At 45.6% G+C, this 23361-nt stretch carries 15 protein-coding genes, 1 tRNA gene and 2 pseudogenes; 8 read left to right on the top strand and 10 right to left on the bottom strand.

From position 1 onward, the window contains the following. Positions 1-20: 20 nt before the first annotated feature. From EZ315_RS11505 to EZ315_RS11530, 6 genes and pseudogenes are all read left to right on the top strand, one after another. Positions 21-1364: an O-antigen ligase family protein gene (locus EZ315_RS11505; RefSeq protein ID WP_135472212.1), complete on the top strand. Its 1344-nt coding sequence runs from the start codon at positions 21-23 to the stop codon at positions 1362-1364. Continuing rightward, entirely contained in the window at positions 1357-2235 is an 879-nt protein-coding gene (lepB, locus tag EZ315_RS11510) for a signal peptidase I (RefSeq protein ID WP_135472213.1), read from the top strand. The genes EZ315_RS11505 and lepB overlap by 8 nt, the downstream gene beginning before the upstream one ends. A gap of 210 nt (positions 2236-2445) precedes the next feature. Continuing rightward, positions 2446-3510, top strand: coding sequence for an efflux RND transporter periplasmic adaptor subunit (locus tag EZ315_RS11515; RefSeq protein WP_135472214.1), 1065 nt, complete (start codon positions 2446-2448; stop codon positions 3508-3510). Positions 3511-3517: 7 nt separating this feature from the next. Beyond that, complete coding sequence (locus tag EZ315_RS11520) at positions 3518-6538, top strand: efflux RND transporter permease subunit (protein ID WP_135472215.1); 3021 nt, start codon at positions 3518-3520, stop codon at positions 6536-6538. Continuing rightward, a pseudogene (locus EZ315_RS11525) lies at positions 6525-7999 on the top strand (TolC family protein). Before EZ315_RS11520 ends, EZ315_RS11525 begins: the two are co-directional and overlap by 14 nt. A gap of 2 nt (positions 8000-8001) precedes the next feature. Beyond that, positions 8002-11184: an efflux RND transporter permease subunit gene (locus tag EZ315_RS11530; protein ID WP_135472216.1), complete on the top strand. Its 3183-nt coding sequence runs from the start codon at positions 8002-8004 to the stop codon at positions 11182-11184. A 166-nt stretch (positions 11185-11350) separates the two neighbouring features. On the opposite strand, the gene EZ315_RS11535 is transcribed toward EZ315_RS11530, so the two are convergent. From EZ315_RS11535 to EZ315_RS11565, 7 genes are all read right to left on the bottom strand, one after another. Further along, positions 11351-11438, bottom strand: a tRNA-Ser gene (locus EZ315_RS11535). A 128-nt stretch (positions 11439-11566) separates the two neighbouring features. Continuing rightward, on the bottom strand, positions 11567-13093 hold the full coding sequence (locus EZ315_RS11540) for a lipopolysaccharide biosynthesis protein (protein WP_135472217.1): 1527 nt from the start codon (positions 13091-13093) through the stop codon (positions 11567-11569). A 6-nt stretch (positions 13094-13099) separates the two neighbouring features. Further along, entirely contained in the window at positions 13100-13798 is a 699-nt protein-coding gene (locus EZ315_RS11545) for a head GIN domain-containing protein (RefSeq protein WP_135472218.1), read from the bottom strand. 38 nt (positions 13799-13836) lie between these two features. Then, positions 13837-14826: a tRNA dihydrouridine synthase DusB gene (gene dusB / locus EZ315_RS11550; RefSeq protein ID WP_135472219.1), complete on the bottom strand. Its 990-nt coding sequence runs from the start codon at positions 14824-14826 to the stop codon at positions 13837-13839. Between the two features lie 75 nt (positions 14827-14901). Beyond that, positions 14902-16194 carry a bifunctional folylpolyglutamate synthase/dihydrofolate synthase gene (locus EZ315_RS11555; RefSeq protein WP_135472220.1) on the bottom strand — a complete coding sequence of 431 codons (1293 nt, stop codon included), beginning with the start codon at positions 16192-16194 and terminating at the stop codon, positions 14902-14904. 11 nt (positions 16195-16205) lie between these two features. Beyond that, entirely contained in the window at positions 16206-16775 is a 570-nt protein-coding gene (locus EZ315_RS11560) for a chromate transporter (protein ID WP_135472221.1), read from the bottom strand. Next, a complete protein-coding gene (locus EZ315_RS11565) occupies positions 16772-17377 on the bottom strand; it encodes a chromate transporter (protein WP_135472222.1) in 606 nt (201 codons plus the stop codon). Before EZ315_RS11565 ends, EZ315_RS11560 begins: the two co-directional genes overlap by 4 nt. A gap of 195 nt (positions 17378-17572) precedes the next feature. On the opposite strand from EZ315_RS11565, the gene EZ315_RS11570 reads away from it, so the two are divergent. After that, positions 17573-18601 (top strand): helix-turn-helix transcriptional regulator, encoded by a 1029-nt coding sequence (locus EZ315_RS11570; RefSeq protein ID WP_135472223.1) that lies wholly within the window; start codon positions 17573-17575, stop codon positions 18599-18601. Positions 18602-18984: 383 nt separating this feature from the next. On the opposite strand, the pseudogene EZ315_RS11575 reads toward EZ315_RS11570, so the two are convergent. Beyond that, positions 18985-19632 (bottom strand): annotated as a pseudogene (locus tag EZ315_RS11575) (hypothetical protein); the annotation flags it as partial. 213 nt (positions 19633-19845) lie between these two features. Between EZ315_RS11575 and EZ315_RS11580 the strand changes: the two are divergent. Continuing rightward, positions 19846-21102, top strand: coding sequence for an RtcB family protein (locus tag EZ315_RS11580; protein ID WP_135472224.1), 1257 nt, complete (start codon positions 19846-19848; stop codon positions 21100-21102). A 94-nt stretch (positions 21103-21196) separates the two neighbouring features. Here EZ315_RS11580 and EZ315_RS11585 read toward each other — a convergent pair whose 3' ends face one another. Beyond that, on the bottom strand, positions 21197-22282 hold the full coding sequence (locus EZ315_RS11585; protein WP_135472225.1) for an alpha/beta hydrolase: 1086 nt from the start codon (positions 22280-22282) through the stop codon (positions 21197-21199). A gap of 101 nt (positions 22283-22383) precedes the next feature. Next, the gene (locus EZ315_RS11590; protein WP_135472822.1) at positions 22384-23196 is read right to left on the bottom strand and encodes a helix-turn-helix domain-containing protein; all 813 of its coding nucleotides are present in this window, start codon (positions 23194-23196) and stop codon (positions 22384-22386) included. Positions 23197-23361 lie beyond the last annotated feature (165 nt).

Below are 23361 nucleotides of genomic sequence, written 5' to 3' on the forward strand. Positions count from 1 at the left end.
GGAGTCATCATGAGATAACTATGGGACAGACAATACAGGTATTTAATGAAAAGGCACATCGGTTATTAGTCCTCGTGATCCTTTTGGTAGGTCTATTCGAGGCAGCATGGGGATTATTGCAACTGTTTGGAATAGTCTCAAGCGGTCATTTCAGATATGCCTTTTCCGGCAGTTTCTATAACCCGGGACCTTATGCCTGTTTTCTTGCTATAGTTATGCCATTGGCATTGAATGTATCGATACACGCTGGTAATAAGCTTCAAAAAACACTCGGGATGAGTATGGTGGCTGCATGCGCCATACTCATCCCGGCTTCATTAAGCCGTACGGCATTGATAGCCGGTGCCATAGGAGGCGTGTGCGCGACATGGGACAATATTTCCGCGATTTATCATCGGACACCGAAACGGCTTGTGATAATTTTGGTAATTATCACAATGATTGCAGCTGGTGCCATATGTGTAAAAAAAGATTCTGCTAAAGGTAGGTTCCTGATGTGGAAGATTGCAATGACGGCGGTAGCTGATGTGCCGGTGAACGGTGTAGGTTGGGAGCATGTCGCCGGATGTTACGGTAATGCTCAGGAGCAATATTTTGCATCAGGAGAGGGTACTGACGATGAAAGACTTGTGGCTGATGCGCCAATGTTTGTTTTCAATGAGTATCTTCAGATAGCTATAGCTTTCGGACCGATAGCAGCTTTTTGTGTTGTCGGTGTGATGTTGGGGGGCATAAATGTGGCTTTAAATAATAAGTCTCGTGGCATTGCCGGTTGTGCTATATCCGCAGCAGTGGTGATGTTTGCATCCTATCCGTTTCAATTCGCGATATTTGTAATCACTATAACTATGATAATGTTAGGGGCGTGGTGGTCGTCAGCATATCCCATTGTAAGGATTTGCGGATCAATTGTGACATTATCATTGTGTGCTCTTTTCCTTACGTATAATTCTACAGTGGATGTTGGCTCACGGTTTGCTGAAGGGCTTTTGTTGCATCGCTCGTATAACTATAAGGAGTCGAATGAATGCCTGTTGGAACTCGTTGGCTACTCAGGCGACCCTATGATACTGAATGTCATAGGTAAAAATTATTGCTCGTTGGGAATGCCTGATAGTGCAGAGCATTATTTCACGCGCTCAACCCATCGGTGCCCCAACCGTATATACCCGCATTATCTGTTAATGCAGTTATATAATGACTCGGCATATCATAATCATGATGCACTGATGAGGGAATTGTCGATAGTCATTGAAACAAAGGAGAAAATTCCATCTCCGGCAATTGATGAGATGCGTACTGAAGCTCGTAATATATTGGAATCATTGTATGGAAATCGACCCCACTCTGTTTTGAATGAATAATAAAAGAATTATAGTCAAAATCATTAATTTTATCCTGACAGCGATAACGGTGTCAGCTGTAGTCTTTATCCTGTATTGGTTTATACAGATTACCACAGCCTGCTCGTTTCATACGCCGTCCGGTTCAATGTCTCCGACTCTTCTTCCGGACGAAAGTGGCTTGGTTAATAAATGGAAACTCGGTGCACGTATATTCAATATTGTTGATGCTGTGGAAGGTAAACCATATACGATTAAACGTCTCCCGGGATATGGGCAATTGGAGAGAGGGGATGTGATAGTGTTCAACTATCCGTATCAGGATAAAACAGAGGATAGCATAGCTATGAATCTACGCATGTATTATTGTAAGAGAGCCATAGCTGTTGCAGGAGATTCGTTGGAAATACGTAATTGTTTTTATCATGTGAAAGGACATGCTGATACAATAGGTGTGGCATCCGAACAGAAGCAGTTGCAAAATCACATAGATTATTTCTTAAAGCATAACACTGAATATCAATGGTGGATGAGATGTGCGCCATATGACACCTTGTTTAATTGGAGTGTTCGCGATATGGGTCCCATACTGATACCTGGCAAAGGTACTATAGTAAATCTTGATAGAAAAAACTGTATTCTTTACCGTAAATACATAGAATGGGAATCAAAAAGCAAATTAATGTGGCTCGATTCTGTTGCCGTCCTTGATGGGAAGCCGCTAAAAAGCTATACTTTTACTGAAAACTACTGTTTTGCAGCCGGAGACCATGTGATAGATTCAAAGGACTCACGTTATTTCGGACTCATTCCTGAGAAATTTATAGTCGGAACTGCCGGAATCCTTTGGAAATCCCACGATCACAGACGTATATTTACTATTATTAATTAGTCATATGCCAAACTTATTTCGACCAGCTCAGTATAATCATAAATGTGAAAATCAGTCTATTTTTACAGCGGAATATTATAAATACTATATCCAACGTAAATGTTATGCTTAAAAACATAAATATAATACATGATTTTTGCTACATAAATTCATCTTTTTGATTACATTTGCAATGATTATTTGAAATTTAATAAACCATACAGCAAGCACATGACCAAACCTTTTATCACATTTTCACTCCTTTGTCTGCTGGGTTCTTGTAGCGGTTCCTCGATGAAGGAAACGGACAGTAGGATTTCTGATGAGATCACTACTGATACTGTTGTCGACAAAGTGGCGGAAGTGACTGTAATCCAACTGAAGCTTTCGGTATTTAATCACGAGATTGTGAGTAACGGTCGCTTGACTGCTCGCGAAAAGGTTGATGTGAATTTTCAGTCACCTGGTCTCATATCGGAAATCTTTGTGAAAAACGGACAGCGTGTTGCAAAGGGGCAGCGCATTGCTACACTTGACACCTACAAGCTTGCCAATCAGCTCGAAAAAGATCGTCATGCCGTAGCTTCCGCCCGATTGGAGATGCAGGATGTGCTCATCGGACAAGGCTATGATCCGGAACTCTCTGAAAAAGTTCCCGATGAGGTCATGAGGCTCGCTCGTCTGCGTAGTGGTCTTCAGCAGGCTGAACTCACTCTCGCCGCAACCCAGAAAGATCTTCAGGATGCCACTTTGGTGGCTCCAGTGAGTGGAGTGATCGCCAATCTGTCGGCTAAGCCTCATAATATGTCATCATCAACTCCCATATGCCGCATCATCAACGATAGTGGCATGGACGTGGAGTTTTCGGTGCTTGAAAGCGAATTGCCTATGGTGAAGCCTGGCGACAATGTATCCGTAGCTCCTTTTTCGGATACCCGCAGTCATTCAGGGCGCATCACGGAGATAAATCCCATGGTCGATGAAAACGGAATGGTCAAAGTGTGGGCATCGGTCAATGGCGGCAACGGACTTATTGACGGTATGAATGTGCGTGTCAGTGTGATGCGTCAGGTGGGTGAAGCTCTTGTTGTGCCTAAAAGCTCAGTTGTGCTTCGTTCCGGCAGGCAGGTGGTGTTTACCCTTGATGGCAACAAGGCTATGTGGAACTATGTTACCACAGGTCTTGAGAATCTCAATGAATACACTGTCACTGATGGGCTCACGTCAGGGATGACAGTGATCACGTCGGGCAACGTCAATCTCGCCCACGAAGCTCCTGTAAAGGTAGTAAACTGAAATCTTTATGGTAAGGTATTTGCTTAATCACCGTATTGCGGTCATCATGGCGTTTCTTGCTTTGGTGATACTCGGGTGTGTGACATATGTTACTTTGCCGGTCTCGCTTTTGCCTGACATTGCTATACCTCATATCACAGTTCAGGTGTCCGAGGAGAATGTGTCGGCACGTGAGCTTGAAAATACGGTAGTCACCCCTCTGCGCAGGCAGCTCATGCAGGTAGGCGGTCTCAGCGAGATAAAGAGCGAGACTCGTGATGGATCTGCTGTCATATATCTGACCATGGACTATGGTGTCAACACTGATCTTGCGTTCATCGAGGTCAATGAGAAGATTGACGGAGCAATGAACTTATTGCCAAGGTCTGTAAGCCGTCCTAAAGCGGTGAAGGCAAGTGCTACCGATATCCCTGTGCTGTATATTCAGATGACATCTCGCACAGATAGGGATGAGGATTTCATGGATGTTGCCACTGTGGCTGAGAATATTGTCCGACGCAGGCTTGAACAGCTCCCCGAGGTTGCTATGGTCGATATGACAGGAGTGCCGGGAAGAATGCTGCGTGTGACACCTGATCTTGACAAATTGACCCAGGCTGGTATATCTGTTGAGGAGCTGGAGTCGGCACTGACGGCAAACAATGTCGAGCCGGGCTCAATGACAGTCCGTGACGGATATTATGAATACAATATACATGTTGCCAATCTGTTGCGTTCTGCTTCGGATATCAGGAAAATAAAGATCCGCAAAAGTGACAGGATGTTCGATCTCGGAGATTTTGCTGATGTGCAGCTCATGGCTCGTACACCTGACGGATACTCAGTGCATAATGGCAAACGCGCAGTGACACTCGCCATCATAAAGCATAGCGAGGAGAGCATGGACGCCATGAAGAAGGCTCTCGACTCGGCTCTCGGCTACTTCTCGTCTCGCTATCCGGATATTGAATTCTCTCAGACAAGAAGTCAGACAGAACTGCTTGATTTCACTATCTCTAACCTTGAGCAGAATCTCATCCTCGGTCTGATCCTTGTATTCTTTGTCTGTGCTTTATTCATGGGGGGAGTGCGGTCATCATTCATTATAGGGCTGAGCATCATAGTGGGAGTTATTCTCACGTTCCTGTTGTTCTATCTGTTCCATGTATCGATAAATATTATATCCATGTCAGGACTTATTCTTGCAGTGGGTATGATGATTGATAATTCGGTCATAGTGACTGAGAATATAACTCAATATCGCCATCGTGGGGCATCTCTGATGCAGGCGTGTGTCAGTGGTACGAACGAGATGATAACACCCATGTTGTCCTCATCGTTGACGACTGTCGCGGTGTTTGTCCCGCTTGTGTTCATGAGTGGGATTGCGGGAGCAATATTTTCTGACCAGGCTTTTTCAATCACGGCTGGATTAGCTTCAAGCTATGTGGTAGGAATCACGCTGTTGCCTGTACTGTACCATATTTTTTCCAAGAAAACAACTGTCCGTAAAAGAGTGGAAAATGAATCAGCCGGATATCTTAGGCTTTATGACCGAGGTATAGATCTTTGTTTTCGTCATAAGTGGGTATTGATGATACTGACTATGCTGATGATTCCTATTTGTGTACTCCTGTTTATGTTCATGCGCCATGAACGTATGCCGGAGATAGACAGCAATGAGACTCTTGTAAGGATCGACTGGAACGAAAATATCAGCCTTGATGAGAATCGCCGTAGGGTAGGGCTGTTAAAGGATTCGTCGGCAGTGATGAATTCCGCCTATATCGGACCTCAGGATTTCCTGCTTGCTTCCGACTTGGATTTTTCATCGGCTGAGGCGGAATTGTATTTCCTTACCGATTCATCCGACAGTATTGCTCCGCTTCAAGAGCGAGTGTCTGACAGGCTGCATAATCAATATCCCAATGCGACATTCTCATTCTCCAAAACCGAAAATATATTTGAAAAGATATTTTCTTCTGATGAAGCCGATATAGAAGTCAGGATACATTCTGCGGGTGGCGGTAAATACGATATCGGCGATCTGCTGTCGTTGCATCAATCCATGTCGCATTCGACAGGCATATCCATGACACCGGTGCCTCTGCGTGAGCAGATCGATATAATTATTGACCGTGAAAGGCTTGCCCTTTACAATGTGGAATATTCCGAGGTTCAGCGTGTACTGCGAACAGCGTTTAAGGGCAATTCCGTCTCTACTCTGAGGTCTTATAACGAATATATCCCTATTGAGATTGTGGGGAGTGAAATGTCGATCAATGATGTGCTTGCGGGAAGCTTTGTCCGATCAAGGGCTGATAGGAATGGTGTCAGTACGGACATTCCGTTGAGGAGCCTTCTCACAACCGAGAGCAGTCGTGATCTAAAGACAATAACCGCAGGAAGTGCCGGTGAATATGTCCCTGTCGGGTTAAATGTCGCCGGTCATGAGAATGAGGTGATGCAAAAGGTCAGGGAGGTTGCGTATGATGACGGGAATTATGATGTGGATTTTGAAGGAAGTTTCTTCTCAAATGCAAAAATGATGAATGAGCTGACCGTGATACTCCTTGTGTCGGTTATGCTGATGTATTTTATTCTTTGTGCCCAGTTCGAGAGTTTTCTTCAGCCGCTGATTGTGCTGCTTGAAATACCGGTGGATACGGCTTTTGCCCTGCTGGCACTCATGATTTTCGGACAGACACTCAATCTCATGTCGGCGATAGGCATAATTGTCACTTGTGGCATTGTTGTGAACGATTCCATTCTGAAACTTGATGCGATCAATGAATTGCGAAAAGACGGCATGCCTCTTGTCGAGGCAATACATACTGCCGGACGTCGACGCCTCAGAGCAATAATCATGACATCGCTGACCACAATATTCGCCATGTTGCCGGTCCTTTTCACTTCCGATATGGGTTCGGAGCTTCAGCGTCCCCTTGCCATAGCCATGATAGGCTCTATGGTGGTGGGAACACTTGTCAGCATATTTATCATACCGTTGTTCTACTGGTCAATCTATCGTAAACATGAAAGCAAGTAAACTTCTTTTTTTTCTCATATCTTTTCTCATCCCTTCGGCTGCGTTTTCAGTCACACTGTCATTGGAGCGGACAATCGAACTTGCCAATGATTCTTCTTTAATGGCGTTTAGGTACCGCAACATGTACCAGTCGAGCTATTGGCAGTATGTGAGCTATCGAGCCGGACGGTTGCCGAGCCTCTCGCTGTCGCTTATGCCTGCAAGTTACAACAGGTATATGACACAACGCTATGACTCGGAACATAATATCGATGTGTTCCGTGAGCAGCAGATGTTTCGTGCGTCCGGGGGCTTGAGGTGGAGCAGAATTTTGACCTTCTCGGAGGAACCTTCTATATGGAGACTGATATTGAGTATCTGCGCAATTTCGGAGAGAACAAATACACGCAGTATTCATCTATCCCGGTCAGAATCGGATATCGTCAGAGCCTACTCGGATTCAATCCGTTCAAATGGGAGCGAAAAATCGAGCCTCTGCGTTATGAGAAAGCTAAAAAGGAGTTGCTGTATAACATGGAAAGTGTCAGCGAACAGGCGGTTACCTATTTCTTCGCTCTTGCCCTTGCACAGGCTGAATATCGACTTGCTGAAGAGAATGTGGCGTCATGCGACACTATGTATGTCATCGGTCAGCGACGCTTCAGGATTGCTTCGATTTCACGAGCCGATCTTCTTACGCTTGAACTTGACAAAGTGAACGCCCGAAATACACTTGAAAATTGTCGTATAGCTTTGAAGCGGGCGATGTTTTCTCTTGCTTCGTTTCTTGGTATGGATAAGAACACCGAGATCGAGATAGTGATGCCTGGCAGACCGATGACTGTCGACATTCCGGTCGATATGGCTCTTGCTATGGCAAAAGGGAATAACCCGACTCTTCTTGGCCACAGGCAGGCGATATTGGAGGGTGAGCGTGATTTGAACAAGGCAAAAGTGGAATCTCGCTTCAATGCCTCTGTGAATGCCTCTGTCGGGTTCAATCAGGTTGCCGACGATTTGTCCGGCGCATACCGTTCGCCATTGCGCCAGGATCTTGTATCGGTGTCAATTTCGGTCCCGATAATAGATTGGGGGGTGAGAAAAGGCAGAGTGAATATGGCTCGTAACAATCTCAATGTATCGCGTATTGCTGCCCGCCAGGATGAACTGTCAGTTGAAGAGGATATAATAATGACAGTAAGTGACTATGATGTGCGCCAAAGACTGATAGCTTCTGCGTCCGAAGCTCTTGACCTTGCTGACATGGCGTATGCCCAGACCCAGCAGCGATTCATAATAGGTAAGGCTGACATCAATTCGATTACTCTATCTCTCAATCGTAGGCAGGAGGCTTCAAAAAATTATATCTCGGCATTACAGAATTTTTGGCTCAGTCATTATAAGATTCGCAGGCTTACTCTTCACGATTTCGAAACCGGCAGATCGCTTTCTGATGAATTTGACTTGAAAATAGAGAATTGAGAATGAAGGCAAGTTCATTTACCATAATTGTTGCTTTCATTGCAATTTCATTGGTCGGATGCGCTCTTGTGCCGCTCCTTCCGGTGAAGCTTGCCCCTTCGCGAAATTTACCGTCACTGACAGTCAGCTTCTCGATGCCAAACAATTCTGCGAGGACAGTTGAGGCTGAGGTCACGTCGCGCCTTGAATCCATATTGGCTCGTGTCAGTGGAGTGAAGTCGATCAATTCCAAATCGTATAACGGTGGCGGAAGGGTGTCAATAGACCTTGACCGTCATGCTGATCTTGACATGGTAAGGTTTGAAGTGTCGGCTCTTGTGCGCCAGGCATGGGGTGATATGCCTGATGGGGTCACATATCCGTCGATTTCTCCTCGATCCGTCGAGAAGGAGAGTTCTCGTCCGTTCATGACATTTACGCTCAATGCTCCTTCAAATCCGTCTGAAATACAGGCCTATGGGGAGGAGAATCTTAAGCCTCTGCTGTCTCGTATACCGGGGGTGTATAAAGTGGAACTTAGCGGGGCGCAACCGATGGAATGGCAATTGAGATATGATATCGACAGGTTGTCGTCGCTCGGTCTTACTGCTGCTGATCTGAGAAAAGCCATATCCGAGCACTATGGCAGTGAGTTTCTTGGCATGGCAAAGATTTCAGGAGGTAAAGAGCGAGAGGAGTGGATGCGTCTGTCTCTGAAGTCAGGAGGCAATCCCGAAGCTTTTGTCCCATCTGAAATATCAATCCTGATGAATTCTGGCGAGGTAGTCAGTCTTGATAAGCTTGTTGTGGTGTCTCACATTGAAGCACGTGCTAAGCACCATTTCCGTATAAACGGACTCAACTCGATATATGTCAACATTACTTCAGAGGAGGATGCCAATCAGCTTGCACTGTCGGATCGAATAAAGGAAACAGTCAGCCTTTTTGAGAAGTCTATGCCGCAGGGGTATATGATAGATTCTGCCTATGATGCCACAGAAAATATCCGTGAAGAGCTTGACAAAATATATTTTCGCTCGGGACTCACAGTTGTCATATTGCTGCTGTTTGTAGGATTGATATCGCTGAATATTCGTTATGTATTGCTTATAACAATCGGGCTTGCAATGAATCTTGCTGTGGCTGCGGTGTTCTATTATCTGACTGGTATTGAGATTCAGCTGTATTCTCTCGCTGGTATCACCATATCACTCAATCTCATAATAGATAATCTTATTGTCATGACCGATCATTACACTCGTCGGCGTGATCTCGGGGTGTTCACTGCCATACTTGCTGCAACCCTGACCACTATCGGAGCACTTTCAGTGGTATATTTCATGGATGAGAGGACAAGGCTCAGTCTTGAGGATTTTGTTACGGTTGTGATAATAAATCTTGTTGTTTCGCTTGCGGTGGCTCTTTTCCTTGTTCCGGCATTGGTTGACAGGCTTGGAGTCCGGCGCAGGATAGAAGAACAGGGATTCCGGAATTTGCGTCGGCGTTTGTCATTGTTCCTCTCTCGCATCTATGCAAATATCGTAAATTCTGTCGTAAGATTCAGGGTTGCTTTCATTGTAATTATGATACTGTCTTTTGGATTGCCTGTATTCATTATTCCTGAAAAGATAGAAGGGGATAGTAGATGGGTGGAACGTTATAATGCTGTATTCGGAAGTTCGGTATACAAGGAGAAAATCAAGCCTGTCACCGATGTCGTATTGGGAGGGACTCTCCGTTTGTTTGTGGAAAAGGTCTACAATGGCTCATATTGGGATCGTGATACAGGGGAACCGGTGCTGTATATTAATGCAACTCTGCCCAATGGAGCTACAGTCGAGCAGATGGACGCGCTTGTCAGGAAGATGGAGATGTATTTGAGAGGCTTCTCGGAAGTGCGTCAGTTCCAGACCTCGGTTTCAGGTCCTCGTCGGGCTTCTATTTCAGTGTATTTTGACAAACAAAGTCAGCACAGCGGTTTTCCCTATCGGCTCAAGGGTGATGTCATATCGAAGGCTCTTACTCTTGGCGGAGGCTCATGGAACGTTTATGGGCTTCAGGATCAGGGCTTCAGTAATGATGTGAGAGAGAATGCCGGGAGCTATCGCGTGAAGCTTACAGGATATAATTACGATGAACTTTCGGATTGGGCTTATCGTATGCGCGACACTCTTCTGACTCACCGTCGTATAAAGGAAGTTACCGTTGCTTCGGAGTTCTCTCACTGGAAAGATGACTACACCGAGTTTCATCTTGCCATTGACCGTGACCGACTTGCCAAATATGGGATCAATGCTTCTCAGCTGTTCCGAGCGATCGAACCTACGTTCGGGCGTGAAATTAACTGCGGTCAGATCGTTGTCGACCGCAGTGCTCAACGCATCAATCTATATTCATTGAAGTCTGATACATATGATATCTTCGCACTCATGCAGCAGCCTTTCACTATCGGAGGAAAGACATTCAAACTTTCGGATATCGGCAGGATAGAGAAACGAAATGCTCCGCAGGATATAGTGAAAACGAATCAGGAATATATCATGTGTCTGCAATACGAGTATATAGGTTCAGGCATGCAAGGCAATAAAGTGCTTGAAAGAGATCTTGAGACCATAAATGCCCTTATGCCTGTAGGTTATAGGGCTGAGAGTGAAAGACTGCAATGGAGGGATAAGGATGAAAGCGGAAAATATTGGCTTCTGCTTCTCGTAGTGGCAATAATCTTTTTTACAGCTTCGATACTGTTCAATTCTTTGCGACAGCCGTTTGCGATAATATTTATAATTCCGATGTCTTTTATCGGAGTGTTTGCTGTGTTCTATCTGTTTAAGTTAAATTTTGACCAAGGAGGTTTTGCTTCTTTCATACTTCTTGCCGGCATCACTGTAAACGCTGCGATATATATCCTTAATGAGTATAATTCGCAATGTCGGAAATTTCCGACTGTTGACCGTTGCAAAATATACATCAAGGCATTCCGCATCAAGATCGTCCCCATACTTCTTACAGTGCTTTCGACAATACTTGGTTTCATCCCATTTATTATAGGTGAAACAAAGGAGTCTTTTTGGTATCCTTTGGCAATAGGCACGATGGGTGGATTGCTAATGTCGTTAATCTGTATAATTTTATATCTCCCATTATTGGTGATTAATAAAAAGCACACTCTACGATATCTCCCTCGGAGCAATAATCCTGAGCCATAAGGCAGATATAAACAGCTTACCAGTCAGTGTCCTCTCTCCACTTTATGTTGAACATATCTCTATTTGTATCTTATATGATGCAAAATATTGAGTCAGTTCGCCTATATTTTGAAATGAATAAAGAAATAAGCCTTGAAAATCATCAGATTTCCAAGGCTTATTTAAGCGGAGTGAGCGAGATTCGAACTCGCGATACGCTTTTGGCGTATACACGCTTTCCAGGCGTGCCTCTTCAGCCACTCGAGCATCACTCCTTGCATTGCTTTCTGCTTTGCGTGTGCAAAGGTAGCAAATTGGTGTGATATACTGAAATATTAAAGGTTAAAAAGTGTTGCAAAAATGCTGCAATATTGCTGCGCATTGTGGATTACATTAGGTGGTATCAGTGTGCTTTTCGGAATCTGCCGAACAGGTATCCGAGCATATCGGATTGGATGCGTGATTTCATCAGCGCATTGATCCCCAGATATATCGCCATGAACGCCAGGCTTTGCAGTACACATATCAGCAGCGGATGAAGATTAGCATTGAGCAGCATAATGCATGGTATAAGCGACAGGCAGGTGAGTGCAAAGTAGGGGAGCAGATCGCCAAGATAGCTGAGAAGTGTGCGTCCTGAGATTCGTATCACCAGTATGAGAGACGTTATCCAGGTTACTATTGTGGCAGCAAGTTGTCCCCAAAGGAATATTTCCACTCCACGGACCGGATTGCCGGGAGCAGTGATGGCTATGTAGGGTAGAGTGATGAGTATCGCTATGATGGATGCCGTATCGCGTATGACCTCATTGGCGATAAGTCTTTTGGAACGTGCTACCGACAGGAGGAAATTGCCGTAAAGATTGGAAAGGGTAAAAAATATTCCTCGTATCAGCATTAGTTGGAAAAGTATTATTGAGGGATCCCATTTGGTGCCGAAAAGAGTGTGGAATATCGGAGTTGCCATCACTGCAAGCAGACACATGCCTGGAAAAAGCAGATAAGCGGCAAAACGATGGGTCTTTCCGCACATATGTGCGTATCGTTCAGGGTCATCCTGGACTTTGGATAACAGCGGGACAAATGATGATGCAAAGACCTGTGATATAGATACTACTGCCATTTTACTCCATTTGTCAGCCTGGGTGTAATATCCTAAAGAACTGAGATTGACTTTTGAGCCAATTAGGAAGGAGCCCATGGATTGGAACGCTGTGTTGAGCAGGGAAGTAAACATGACCACTGATCCTATTCTGAAAAAGCTCTTCAGAACAGGAAACGAGAATGCAAGCATCGGGGTCCATCCGCTTGAGAACCATAGGATGATTGTCTTGACTGTGGCTACAGTTATGGATTGCCATACGAGAGCCCATGCCCCATATCCGCTGACTGCAAGATAAATTCCTGTCACAGCTCCTGCAATGAGTCCAAGAGAGTTGCTTACAGCCACCATGCGGGTCTCCATCCTTTTTATCAGGCGGTTGGACTGAACTATGGAGAGTGAGTTGATGATGAATGTTAGGAACATTACGCGCGACAATGGTATCAGGCGTGTGTTCCCCTGAAATATGTCGGCAATCCATGGTGCAAGAATGAAAAGCAGCAGGTAAAGAGCCAATGCCATAGACAGATTGAACCATAGCACTGTGGAATAATCGAGGCGGCTTGGCGATTTCCTTTGCAGCAGGGCTGATGCGAAACCGCTTTCAATGAACCGCTCAGCAAACATCTGGAATACCATAATTGCCCCTACAAGTCCGAATTCCTCCTGTGAGAGTTTTTGGGCAAGAACAACACCGGTCACCGCATAGAGTATCTGTGATGATACCTTATCGATGACGTTCCATTTGAGGGTGCGGGCTACCGATAGCTTCAGATTTTCGGTCGCGTCTCCTGATTCTTCGCAGTTGCTATGTTTTGAGTCAGACATAGGCTGCTATTTCATCTGCATAAGCTTCAGTCCTACCGACCGATTCTTGATTGTTGGATTCCCTTTGTAATATATGGAAGTGGACCCCATGCCGAACACTCCAAGGTCCTTTGTGGCATGCACGCCTACTGACCCGGTCCCTTTGGCACTGACTGACGCGTTTTCTGCTATAAGGTCATCAGCCTGTATCACGCCTGTGCCGGTGAGATTGAGTTTTGCCTCATCGCATCTGCCTGAGATTATCAGTGTGCCGTTGCCGAGCCGCATAGTGCCTTTCACTTCGTTTGCCTCTATGTGCCGGACTATCAGACGTCCGTTGCCTTCGAGTTTGGCTTCAAACTTAGGTGATTCCTTGACCGAGAGTACACGGAGAGTCGAGTCGCCCGAGTTCTCGATCTTAGTAAGAAACTTGGAGCATACTTTAAGTCTTGGCAGGTCATGTGTCTTGATATTTTCCTCGGAAAGCTGTATTGTGAGCTTACCCCCCTTGTTGGTGAATATAAAGGCGGATGCAAGATCTGACGGACAGTCGAAAAACGCTCTGCCTGCCGAGTCGGCATCACAGGTGTAGTCGACATTTATGCCGTCAAGCACTCTCAGTTCGCTGAATTCTCCTACATTCAGGTCGTAGTTGTTGTAGCTTTGAGCAGATGCCGACACGGCTGAGGCTATAAGGAGTATTGCGGATATTATTGTTGTCTTCATATCTTAAGGATGAATTTTCAGGTTTGTCAGGTCGATTATTATTCCGATTGCCGGCTTATCATTTCCTCTACTTCGCTCAGCACACCCATCAGTTCATCAAGGGTAGATGCCTGTAGCATGCGTATACGTGTTTCGCGGAAATGTGAGATCCCTTTGAATAGGGGAGAGGCGGCAAGATGCCGGCGTATATGTAGTATGCCACGGTATTCGTCAATGCGGTCGACGCTCTCACGTATCTGACGGCGCAGCAGATTGAAACGATCTTCCATAGGCAGCGGTTTTGCCTCTTCGCCATGTATTGCCTGCATGATGTCGTGGAATATCCATGGTGCGCCTATGCTGGCACGTCCCACCATCACTCCGTCAACTCCGTAACGGTCGAAAGCTTCGAGTGCCATCTCCGGCGAAGTTATATCGCCGTTGCCGATCACAGGTACTGTGAGCCTTGGATTTTCTTTTACCTTGGCTATCATTTCCCAGTCAGCCGATCCGGTGTACATCTGTGAGCGTGTTCTGCCATGCACGGTGAGTGCACTGATGCCGCAATCCTGGAGCTGCTCGGCAAGTTCCACGATTATTTTTGACTCATGATCCCATCCGAGGCGGGTCTTGACAGTGACAGGGAGCTTGACCGCATCCACTACCGCGCGTGTGATCTCAAGCATCTTGGGGATGTTTCGCAGCATTCCTGCTCCTGCTCCTTTGCCTGCTACTTTCTTGACCGGACATCCGAAATTGATGTCTATTATGTCAGGACATGCCTGTTCTACAATCTTGGCGGCCTGGACCATAGGCTCGACCTCTCTGCCATATATCTGAATAGCTGTAGGACGTTCTCCGGGATCAATGGCGAGTTTACGGACTGTGGCTGGGATGTCGCGAATAAGAGCGTCGGCACTTACGAATTCGGTGTACACCATTGATGCGCCCTGTTCCTTGCATATGAGGCGGAACGAGCGGTCGGTGACATCTTCCATCGGAGCGAGCATTACCGGACGGTTGCCGAGATCTATATCTGCGATTTTCATAGTCTATGAAAATAAAATCAAAATTAGTAATAATTTTTCTATACTATAAAGAATATAGGTAAATTTGGATAGGAATTATCCTTTTGTGCCGACATTTTTAAGATCGGCGATGAGGAAATTGCTCCCTGCGATAAGGATGAATCCATCTTTTCCGGCTGCTGCACGAGCTTTTGTGACAGCTGTGTTGACATCCTGTTCGGAGTTTCCGTATATACCGTTTTTATATGCAAAATCACATAGTGTGTCTGCATCCAATCCACGCTGACAGGATGGGCTGCTGAACCAGAATGTGACCTCTCCTTTGATTTCTCCAAGAAGTTCGAATATATGGGTCAGGTCCTTATCTGCTACAAATCCGATCACTATATGCTTATTGCTGGATCTGGTGTTCTTGATTTCACGGATTATCAGTTCCCATCCGCCCTGATTGTGACCAGTGTCGCATATGGTCAGAGGGTTTTCAGCAATCGTGCTCCATCGTCCGAAGAGATGCGTGAGCCCGGTTACGTTTGCCATTCCGCGGCTTACGGCTTCATTGGTGATGTTGAATTGTGATTGAAGCAGCTTCACTGCTGTGAAGATTGTGGCTGCATTGCGCAACTGGCATTCACCTTTCAATTCTCCGTTTACAGTTCCGAATGGGGTATCAGGATAGATGTTTCCATCTTCGGTCACCATGCCTTCCACTTGGGGTGCGAAATGTATTGGCGAGCCTGTTTTGGAGGCGACCTCACGGAACACATCCGCCGTGTCGTCGCGCCATTCTCCGATCACTACAGGTACCCCGGGCTTGATTATGCCTGCTTTCTCATGGGCGATGGCTGTATATGTACAGCCCAGTTGAGCTGTATGGTCGAGTGAAATATTTGTTATGACGCTCAGTATTGGGGTGATTATGTTGGTGGAGTCAAGACGTCCTCCGAGCCCGGTCTCTATGATTGCGACATCGACCTTCTGTAATGCGAAATATTCGAAGGCCATTGTGGAGGTCAGTTCGAAGAAACTTGGGGTGATTTCCGGATGTGTTTTGCTGGTTTTAACCCATCTTTCCACAAAGTCGACCACAGCTTCTTCAGCGATCTTTTCACCGTTGATGCGTATGCGCTCCCTGAAATCATATATGTGTGGTGATGTGTAGAGCCCCACACGATATCCGGCTTCCTGAAGAATGGCGGCAAGAGAGTGGGCTGTGGAGCCTTTTCCGTTTGTTCCTGCAATATGGACTGTCGGATAATGGGTGTGAGGATTCCCTGCCATATCGTCAAGGAGCCTTGAGGTGTCAAGACCGGGTTTGTAGGCTCCGGGACCTATGTTCTGAAACACAGGAAGGGAATTGTACAGCAGTTCTATGGCTTGGTTGTAGTTCATATGGATTATCGTCAGTAGATTAACCATCCTGCCGCTCCGGCGAGGCATATTATGAGAATAGGATGCCATTTCATCCAATATACCATCACAAAAGATGCCATGCACAGGATGATGCTCCATATTATCTGGTAATCGGTCTCACCGAAGTTGGCGGAATTCATGAGAAGTAATGCAGCTGAAGCTATAAGCCCTACCACAACAGGACGCAGGCCGGCAAAGATCCCTTTCACAACATCGCTGTCCTTGTGGCGGTGTATCAGATGGCTCGTGTATGCGACAAGCAGAAATGACGGAATGACAACCATAAGGGTACACACCAGAGATCCGAGTATCCCGAATATCGGTGACGAGAAATCCGTGGAGTATTCCCCTGGGGCCACATATCCTATGTAGGTTGCGGAGTTTATGCCGATAGGTCCGGGAGTCATTTGGGATATAGCCACGATGTCGGTAAACATCTGCTCCGTAACCCAGCCCGGACCTACTATCTCACGTTCGATCAAGGCAAGCATTGCATATCCTCCTCCGAATCCGAACAGCCCTATTTTCAGATATGCCCATATTAGTCTGAGGTAAATCATAGATGTTTCTCTTCCTCCTTTCTCATGTCGTTTTCAATCTGTCGGAGAGACTTGCGGTGATGTGACATCCATAGCCATCCGCCTAAACCTCCGAGTACAATGTATAAGATAGGGCTCGACAGGACAGGGATTTTTGACCATATGAGCAATGCTACTGATATGGGTATGGCGGCAGTTTTCCATCCTATGTTGGCTGCTCTGGCTGATGATATGACCGGAGCCACAATCAATGCCACCACCGCAGGGCGTATTCCCATAAAGATGTTCGAGAGGGTTTCGTTGTTCTTTATGAGATCGGGTGTCAGGAATATTGCAATTGCCAGAATTATGGTGAACGAGGGGAGGATTGTGCCTATGGAGGCTGTGATTGCACCCTTCATCCCCCGAAGCTTGTCGCCGACAGCCACCGAGATGTTTACGGCAAGGATGCCTGGCAAGGACTGTGCCACAGCAAGCAGGTCAAGGAACTCTTCACGCTCTATCCATTTCTTTTTGTCTACGATCTCTTTTTCGATAAGTGATATCATTGCCCAGCCGCCGCCGAAGGTGAATGCTCCTATCTTGAAGAATGATATGAATAATTGCCAATAGATATTTCTCATAAATAAATGTTGAACAGAACCGCTGTGCGCGGAGATGGTACGGCTCTTTGCCGTCACTGATTCTGTGTGCAAAATTACGAAAAAAACCTCAGTTTATAATGGATTCTACTTGATAGTTTCAATATTTGCCGGTCGTATGCGCAATAAGCTTGCGCAGCAGCAATAAAATTGCTTTCTTTGTGAAAAAATATTATCATGCCAATCAATCGATCTGCTCTCATACGTATCTCTACAATTGACCGATGCCTGCAAAATCATTATCGCCGCTGGACCATCGATGATCTTATAGAAGCATGTACGGAGGCTCTTGCTGAATATGAGGGAAGGTGTAATCCTGTTAGCCGACGTACTTTTCAGAATGACATCGCATTGATGCGGAGCGACAGGCTGGGATATAATGCCCCAATAATAGTAAAGGACCATAAGTACTATATGTATGATGACCCTGACTACAGCATTACGCATCTGCCGCTTAATGATGAGGGGTTGGATGCATTGAATTCAGCAATGGATGTGTTGCGTCAGCTTCAGGGCTTTCCGCAGCTTGCTCCGGCAATCGATATCATAAGCAAGTTGAACGAACATATAGTGCAAGGCACCACCGTAGGCGCACGTCCGGCAATGGATATCGAGCGTAATCCTGACTATCGTGGCATGGAGCATCTGGGAGTGCTGTACGATGCTGTGCGTCGGGAGAGGACATTGGTTGTCACATATCAGTCATTCAGGGCACGGAATCCTGAGGATATTGTGGTGTATCCTTATCTGCTTAAGGAGTATCGTAACCGTTGGTTTCTTATCGGTGAAAAGCAATCCAATCATGTACCTCAGGTCAATATATTTGCTATTGACCGTATCAAAAGCGTGAGGATCGACACCAGGTATCCGTTCAAAAGGAGTTCTGATTTTGATCCGCTGCATTATTTTGATGATACCATAGGTGTTACACGCCTTATCAATGATAAGCCTCGGCGCGTGGTCATAAAGGTTGACAGGAGCCAGGCACCGTATGTAGAGACCAAGCCGCTTCACTCATCTCAGAAAGTGGAGGAGAGATTAAGCGACGGAGCCATTATGTTGTCGCTCAATGTGGTGATCAATTACGAACTCGAACGCCTTATTCTGGGCTATGGGATGCATATGGAAGTAATATCCCCATTGGAATTGCGTGAGCAGTTTGCCAGGCAATTCCGCAAATGCGTAAAAATGTATTCCGAGCAATGATATATTGGTACCTGAAAGCGGCAGATTCTCATTCAGCGTTGCATTATTGACATGCGTATGATTGTTTTCTCCAGGGCAGACGCATCTTAAAATTTTACAATGTCAAAACTTTTTAATGCATAAATCAGATAGTCATTGTCCCATCCGGATTTCTTTCGATGCCCTTTGACACCCATAGATGATACCTTAGCGTACTTGATTATGTTCAATCCTAAGCGGTTGAGCAGTGAGAAATTTTGAGCGGCATTGTCCTTGCGTTTACGTGATGCGTCATCACCGAAAGCGACATCAAAGGTCCAGTGAAGTTGGTTCTCAACACAAACTGTAGCAGGGGTAACTTTCTATTTGGGCATTATGACACACCCTCATATCGGCAATATTTTTATAAAGCTGGAGCTGCCGAGGTGGTCGGGATGATAGAAGAACTGCAAGTTCTCGTAGTTGTCGGGGTCTTTGAACGAACGCGAAACCGCGCGGGCCTGAGCATTCCGTACCTGTGCCACCGCCGCCTCCATAGAGCCGTCATTGCAGCAGAAACCTTCATCATCTGCATAGTTATCATTGTCGGTGCTGTTGTAGGGTACATCAAAGAATTTGTAGTTGTCCTTGATTACCTGTTGCTGTGCGGCATACTTCGACTTGTAATCAACCGAAAGACCATCGGTGTTGGCACCTGCATATTCTATGCGGCGCGGATCAGAGCCGTAGGAGGCAAAATCGCCGACCTTAGACACGATGCGCTGGCTACCGGCGTAGATATGCTTGGTGTAGCGACCGCCCTGATTGGCCACAAGGTATGGGCTGACATAGAGGGAGAATTTGGCGGTGTTGGTAGAGCCGCCGGAGAATACTCCGTTGACATAAACCTGATCGCTTTCGCCCGAAGTCTTGACTGTACGCTCTCCGTCGGCATCGTACCAATAGTTGGACACGAAACCGTTGTCGTCAACTGCAAGCAGACGATTCTCCTCATCCCAGATGAGCTTGCGCTCACCGACACTGTTGTCCCTATGTCCGTCAGTCATCATTCGATATCAATACTAATTACCAAACGGATATTTATATTCACTTATTTCTCCTAAATCCTTATACATTTGAAATAAATAATGTTTTGAATCATATTTTTTGAATAATTGCGATTTTCTAAAAAAATCATTGTTGATGAGAGAAAAATTTTTTGAGTGCGCAAATAGAATGCGCATTGGATCTGTAATTTTGTGCCGAAATAAAAAAATTTGAGATATATGAGAACGATTGACGGATATGATGTGAAAATTTTCACGGATAATGTAGAATCTTCAGCCTTGGAACAGATTGAGGAGTTATTGTCAATTGAAGTTTTTGCGGATAAGAAGATTCGTATTATGCCCGATGTTCATGCCGGAGCAGGATGTGTGATAGGCTTTACAGGTGATCTTGGCGATAAGGTAATTCCTAATATTGTAGGAGTCGACATCGGTTGCGGTATGCGGGTGTTGAAATTCAGGATCGATGAAAGTATAGATTTTCATGCCTTTAATGAGCATATTCTCTCAAATGTGCCATCAGGAATGTGGATACGAGAGGAGAAACATGGGTTCAAGCAGCTTGCAGGAGAGGATATGGAGATATATCGGGAGGCAAAGCGTCTGGTCACAGGACTGCGGTGCTATAGGGAATTGAAATATTCCGACCGTATCTATAAGTCGATCGGTTCGCTCGGTGGAGGCAACCACTTTATAGAACTTGACCGTGATGCTGACGGTTATTCCTATCTTGTGATTCATACTGGGTCGCGTAATCTTGGCAAACAGGTGGCTGAGATATATCAGGCTCATGCGGTCACACATCTCACTGATGGAGCCGATGAGTTTGAACTGGCAATAAGACGCACCATAGAGGAATATAAAATGGCAGGTCGTCGCTCAGAGATACAGGGTGTAATAAGAAAGATGCGTAAGGACCGTTCTGAAGCAAAGCCCTCTCTGCCTCATGTTCTCTGCTATGTGGAGGGGGCTATGAGGGAGGATTATCTTCATGATATGCGTCTGTGTCAGCAGTGGGCTGTGCTTAACCGCAAGCTTATAGCACAATTGTTAATGAAATTTTTCCACGGCGTTGATATTATTGAGGAGTTTGAGAGTGTGCATAATTATATTTCAGACGATAATATCATACGCAAAGGATCCATTTCCGCAGTAAAGGGCGAACGATGCATCATTCCGCTTAACATGCGTGACGGTTCATTGCTGTGTACCGGAAAAGGTAATTCCGACTGGAATTACTCGGCTCCTCATGGTGCAGGGCGGGTTCTAAGTCGTACTGCTGCTTATGAGCAGATAAGTATGGCGGATTTTGAGGCGGCTATGAAAGGGATATATTCCGAGAGTGTCAATAATTTCACCCTCGACGAATCACCTATGGCATACAAGCCTGCTGACGAAATCATAGCCAACATCGGTCCTACGGTGAATATCGACACTATTATCCGTCCGGTATTCAATTTTAAGGCATCCAAATAGCAAGTTATTGTGAATAAACTGACGGGGCGTAGAATTTTCTACGCCCCATCAGTTTATTATGAGATTATGCCTTGATTTTGTGATGCATGACATTCTACTTTAAATGCTCATTGAAGAATGTCTCCATTGCGCTGAATGGAATTATCTCTTTTCGGTCATACAGGTCAGTGTGGCTTGCTCCGGGAATTATCATGAGGATCTTGTTGTTATCTTTGCCGGGAGTGACTGTCATATTCTTGTAGGCATCGCTTCCAAAATATAACGAGTGGGCTTTCTCTCCGTGTATTATCATGACAGCATTTTCGATTTCTCCTGCACGGCTCATCAGAGGGGTGTTGATCCATGGTATCGGGGATGTGGCATTGCGCCCTCCGTTAGAGTTTAGTGATCGGGAGTGATATCCGCGGTCGGTCTTATAGTAGTCGTAATAATCACGAAGGAATTGTGGTGCGTTTTCAGGGAGCGTATCAGGCACGCCGCCTCCGAGCAGGGGAGTGCCATTGAGGTAATCCTTGGTGCGTTGTTCCGATAATCTGCGGCGAGTTTCGTTGCGTGCTTCTGCACTGTCGGAGGCATCGAAATAGCCGTTGGCTTCTACGCGGCTCATGTCGTACATCGTTGAGGCGACAGTGGCCTTGATACGTGTATCGGATGCTGCGGCATTTATGGCGAGTCCTCCCCATCCGCATATGCCTATGACACCTACTTTTTCCGGATCGACATCAGGGTGTGTGACGAGAAAATCTATCGCGGCACTGAAATCCTCGGTGTTGATGTCGGGAGAGGTCATGTACCGTGGAGTGCCGCCGCTCTCGCCTGTGAATGACGGATCGAATGCTATTGTCAGGAAGCCTCGTTCAGCCATCTCCTGTGCATAAAGTCCTGAGGACTGTTCCTTGACTGCACCGAATGGTCCGCACACGGCGATGGCACTTAGCTTGCCTGTGGTATTTTGTGGTTTATACATGTCTGCAGCAAGTGTTATGCCATAACGGTTTATGAATGTGACCTTGCAATGGTCGATCTTGTCGCTTTTGGGGAAAGTTTTGTCCCATTCCTGGGTTAGATTCAATGTTTCCATGACATTATTATTTGATTGTTTGACATTGTTGGCATTTAGCCCCGGGATACTTAGAATTCCGGAAAGCAGAATTATAGTCCTTAGTTTGATATTTTTCATTATGCATTCTTATTTTCTGCAAAATTACGATTAAAGCCCCACAGCGTAATTGCTGAGAGGCTCAATTGTCATTGCTGAAAAGTTCAGATAAAAAATTCTGTCTAAACTGTGACGGCTGAAGGTGCTACACCGAAGTGTTTCTTGAAAGCGGTGGAGAAATGTGATGGATTTCTGAATCCGACTTCGGCATATACTTCCACCACTTTCTTTTTGCTGTGTTTCATAAGGTTATACGCTTTTTCAAGTCGTTTCTTGATAAGCCATTTTTCCGGGGTCAGGTCACTGATTTTTTTGAAGTCGCGCTTGAATGTCGCAAGGCTTCGTCCTGTGTAGTGCGCAATTTCCTCTATGCTCAGATCGCTCATGTAGTTATTCTCCATGAAGTTGAGTATATCGATTTTCCATGGATCGCTGAAATCAAACATTGTCGGGGCAAAACGTTTGTCGATAGATAACAAAGTCATCAACCCCTCCTGGAGTTTCAGCTCCATAAATTCATCTTTAGGTTTTATATCCGGATTTAGATATGGCGTCATGGAGGCAAACAGTGACGCTAGTTCCACAGTGTCAGGCAATATCACCACACTATTGTCGAGCTTCTGTGCATTGGAGCTTCGGCGGTTATATCCGAGTTTGCCATACATCTCACGCAGGAAGTTGCGGGTGAACATAAGGAATATGCCACAGTATTTTTCTCCCTCAAAAGTCTTTTTATACATCGTTATATGATGGTCGCGCGGTATGAATACGCATTGACCTTTACGGACATGTATCCTCTCATTACCATTGTCGAGAATCATCTCGCCGGAGTATACATAATTGATTGCGTATTCCTTTGAACGGTGAATGCATCCGCTCAAATCATCGTAGATGAAGCTGTAGAACACATTATTGTAGTTGAATATCAGTTTCATCGGGCCCTGATTGTCGTCAGTGTCGGTTGCCATAGTTTTTTGTATTTATTCAGCACCGCAAAAGTAGCAAATAAGTATGAAAGAATCGTACAATTATTATTTTCAGGTTAAGAAGTCGGGTATAAAATTTTGATAGGAGGTTGAATATCTCAGCAAATATCATTA

Origin of the sequence: Duncaniella freteri, from assembly GCF_004766125.1 — a bacterium.
In the GTDB taxonomy this organism is placed as follows: Bacteria; Bacteroidota; Bacteroidia; order Bacteroidales; family Muribaculaceae; genus Duncaniella; species Duncaniella freteri.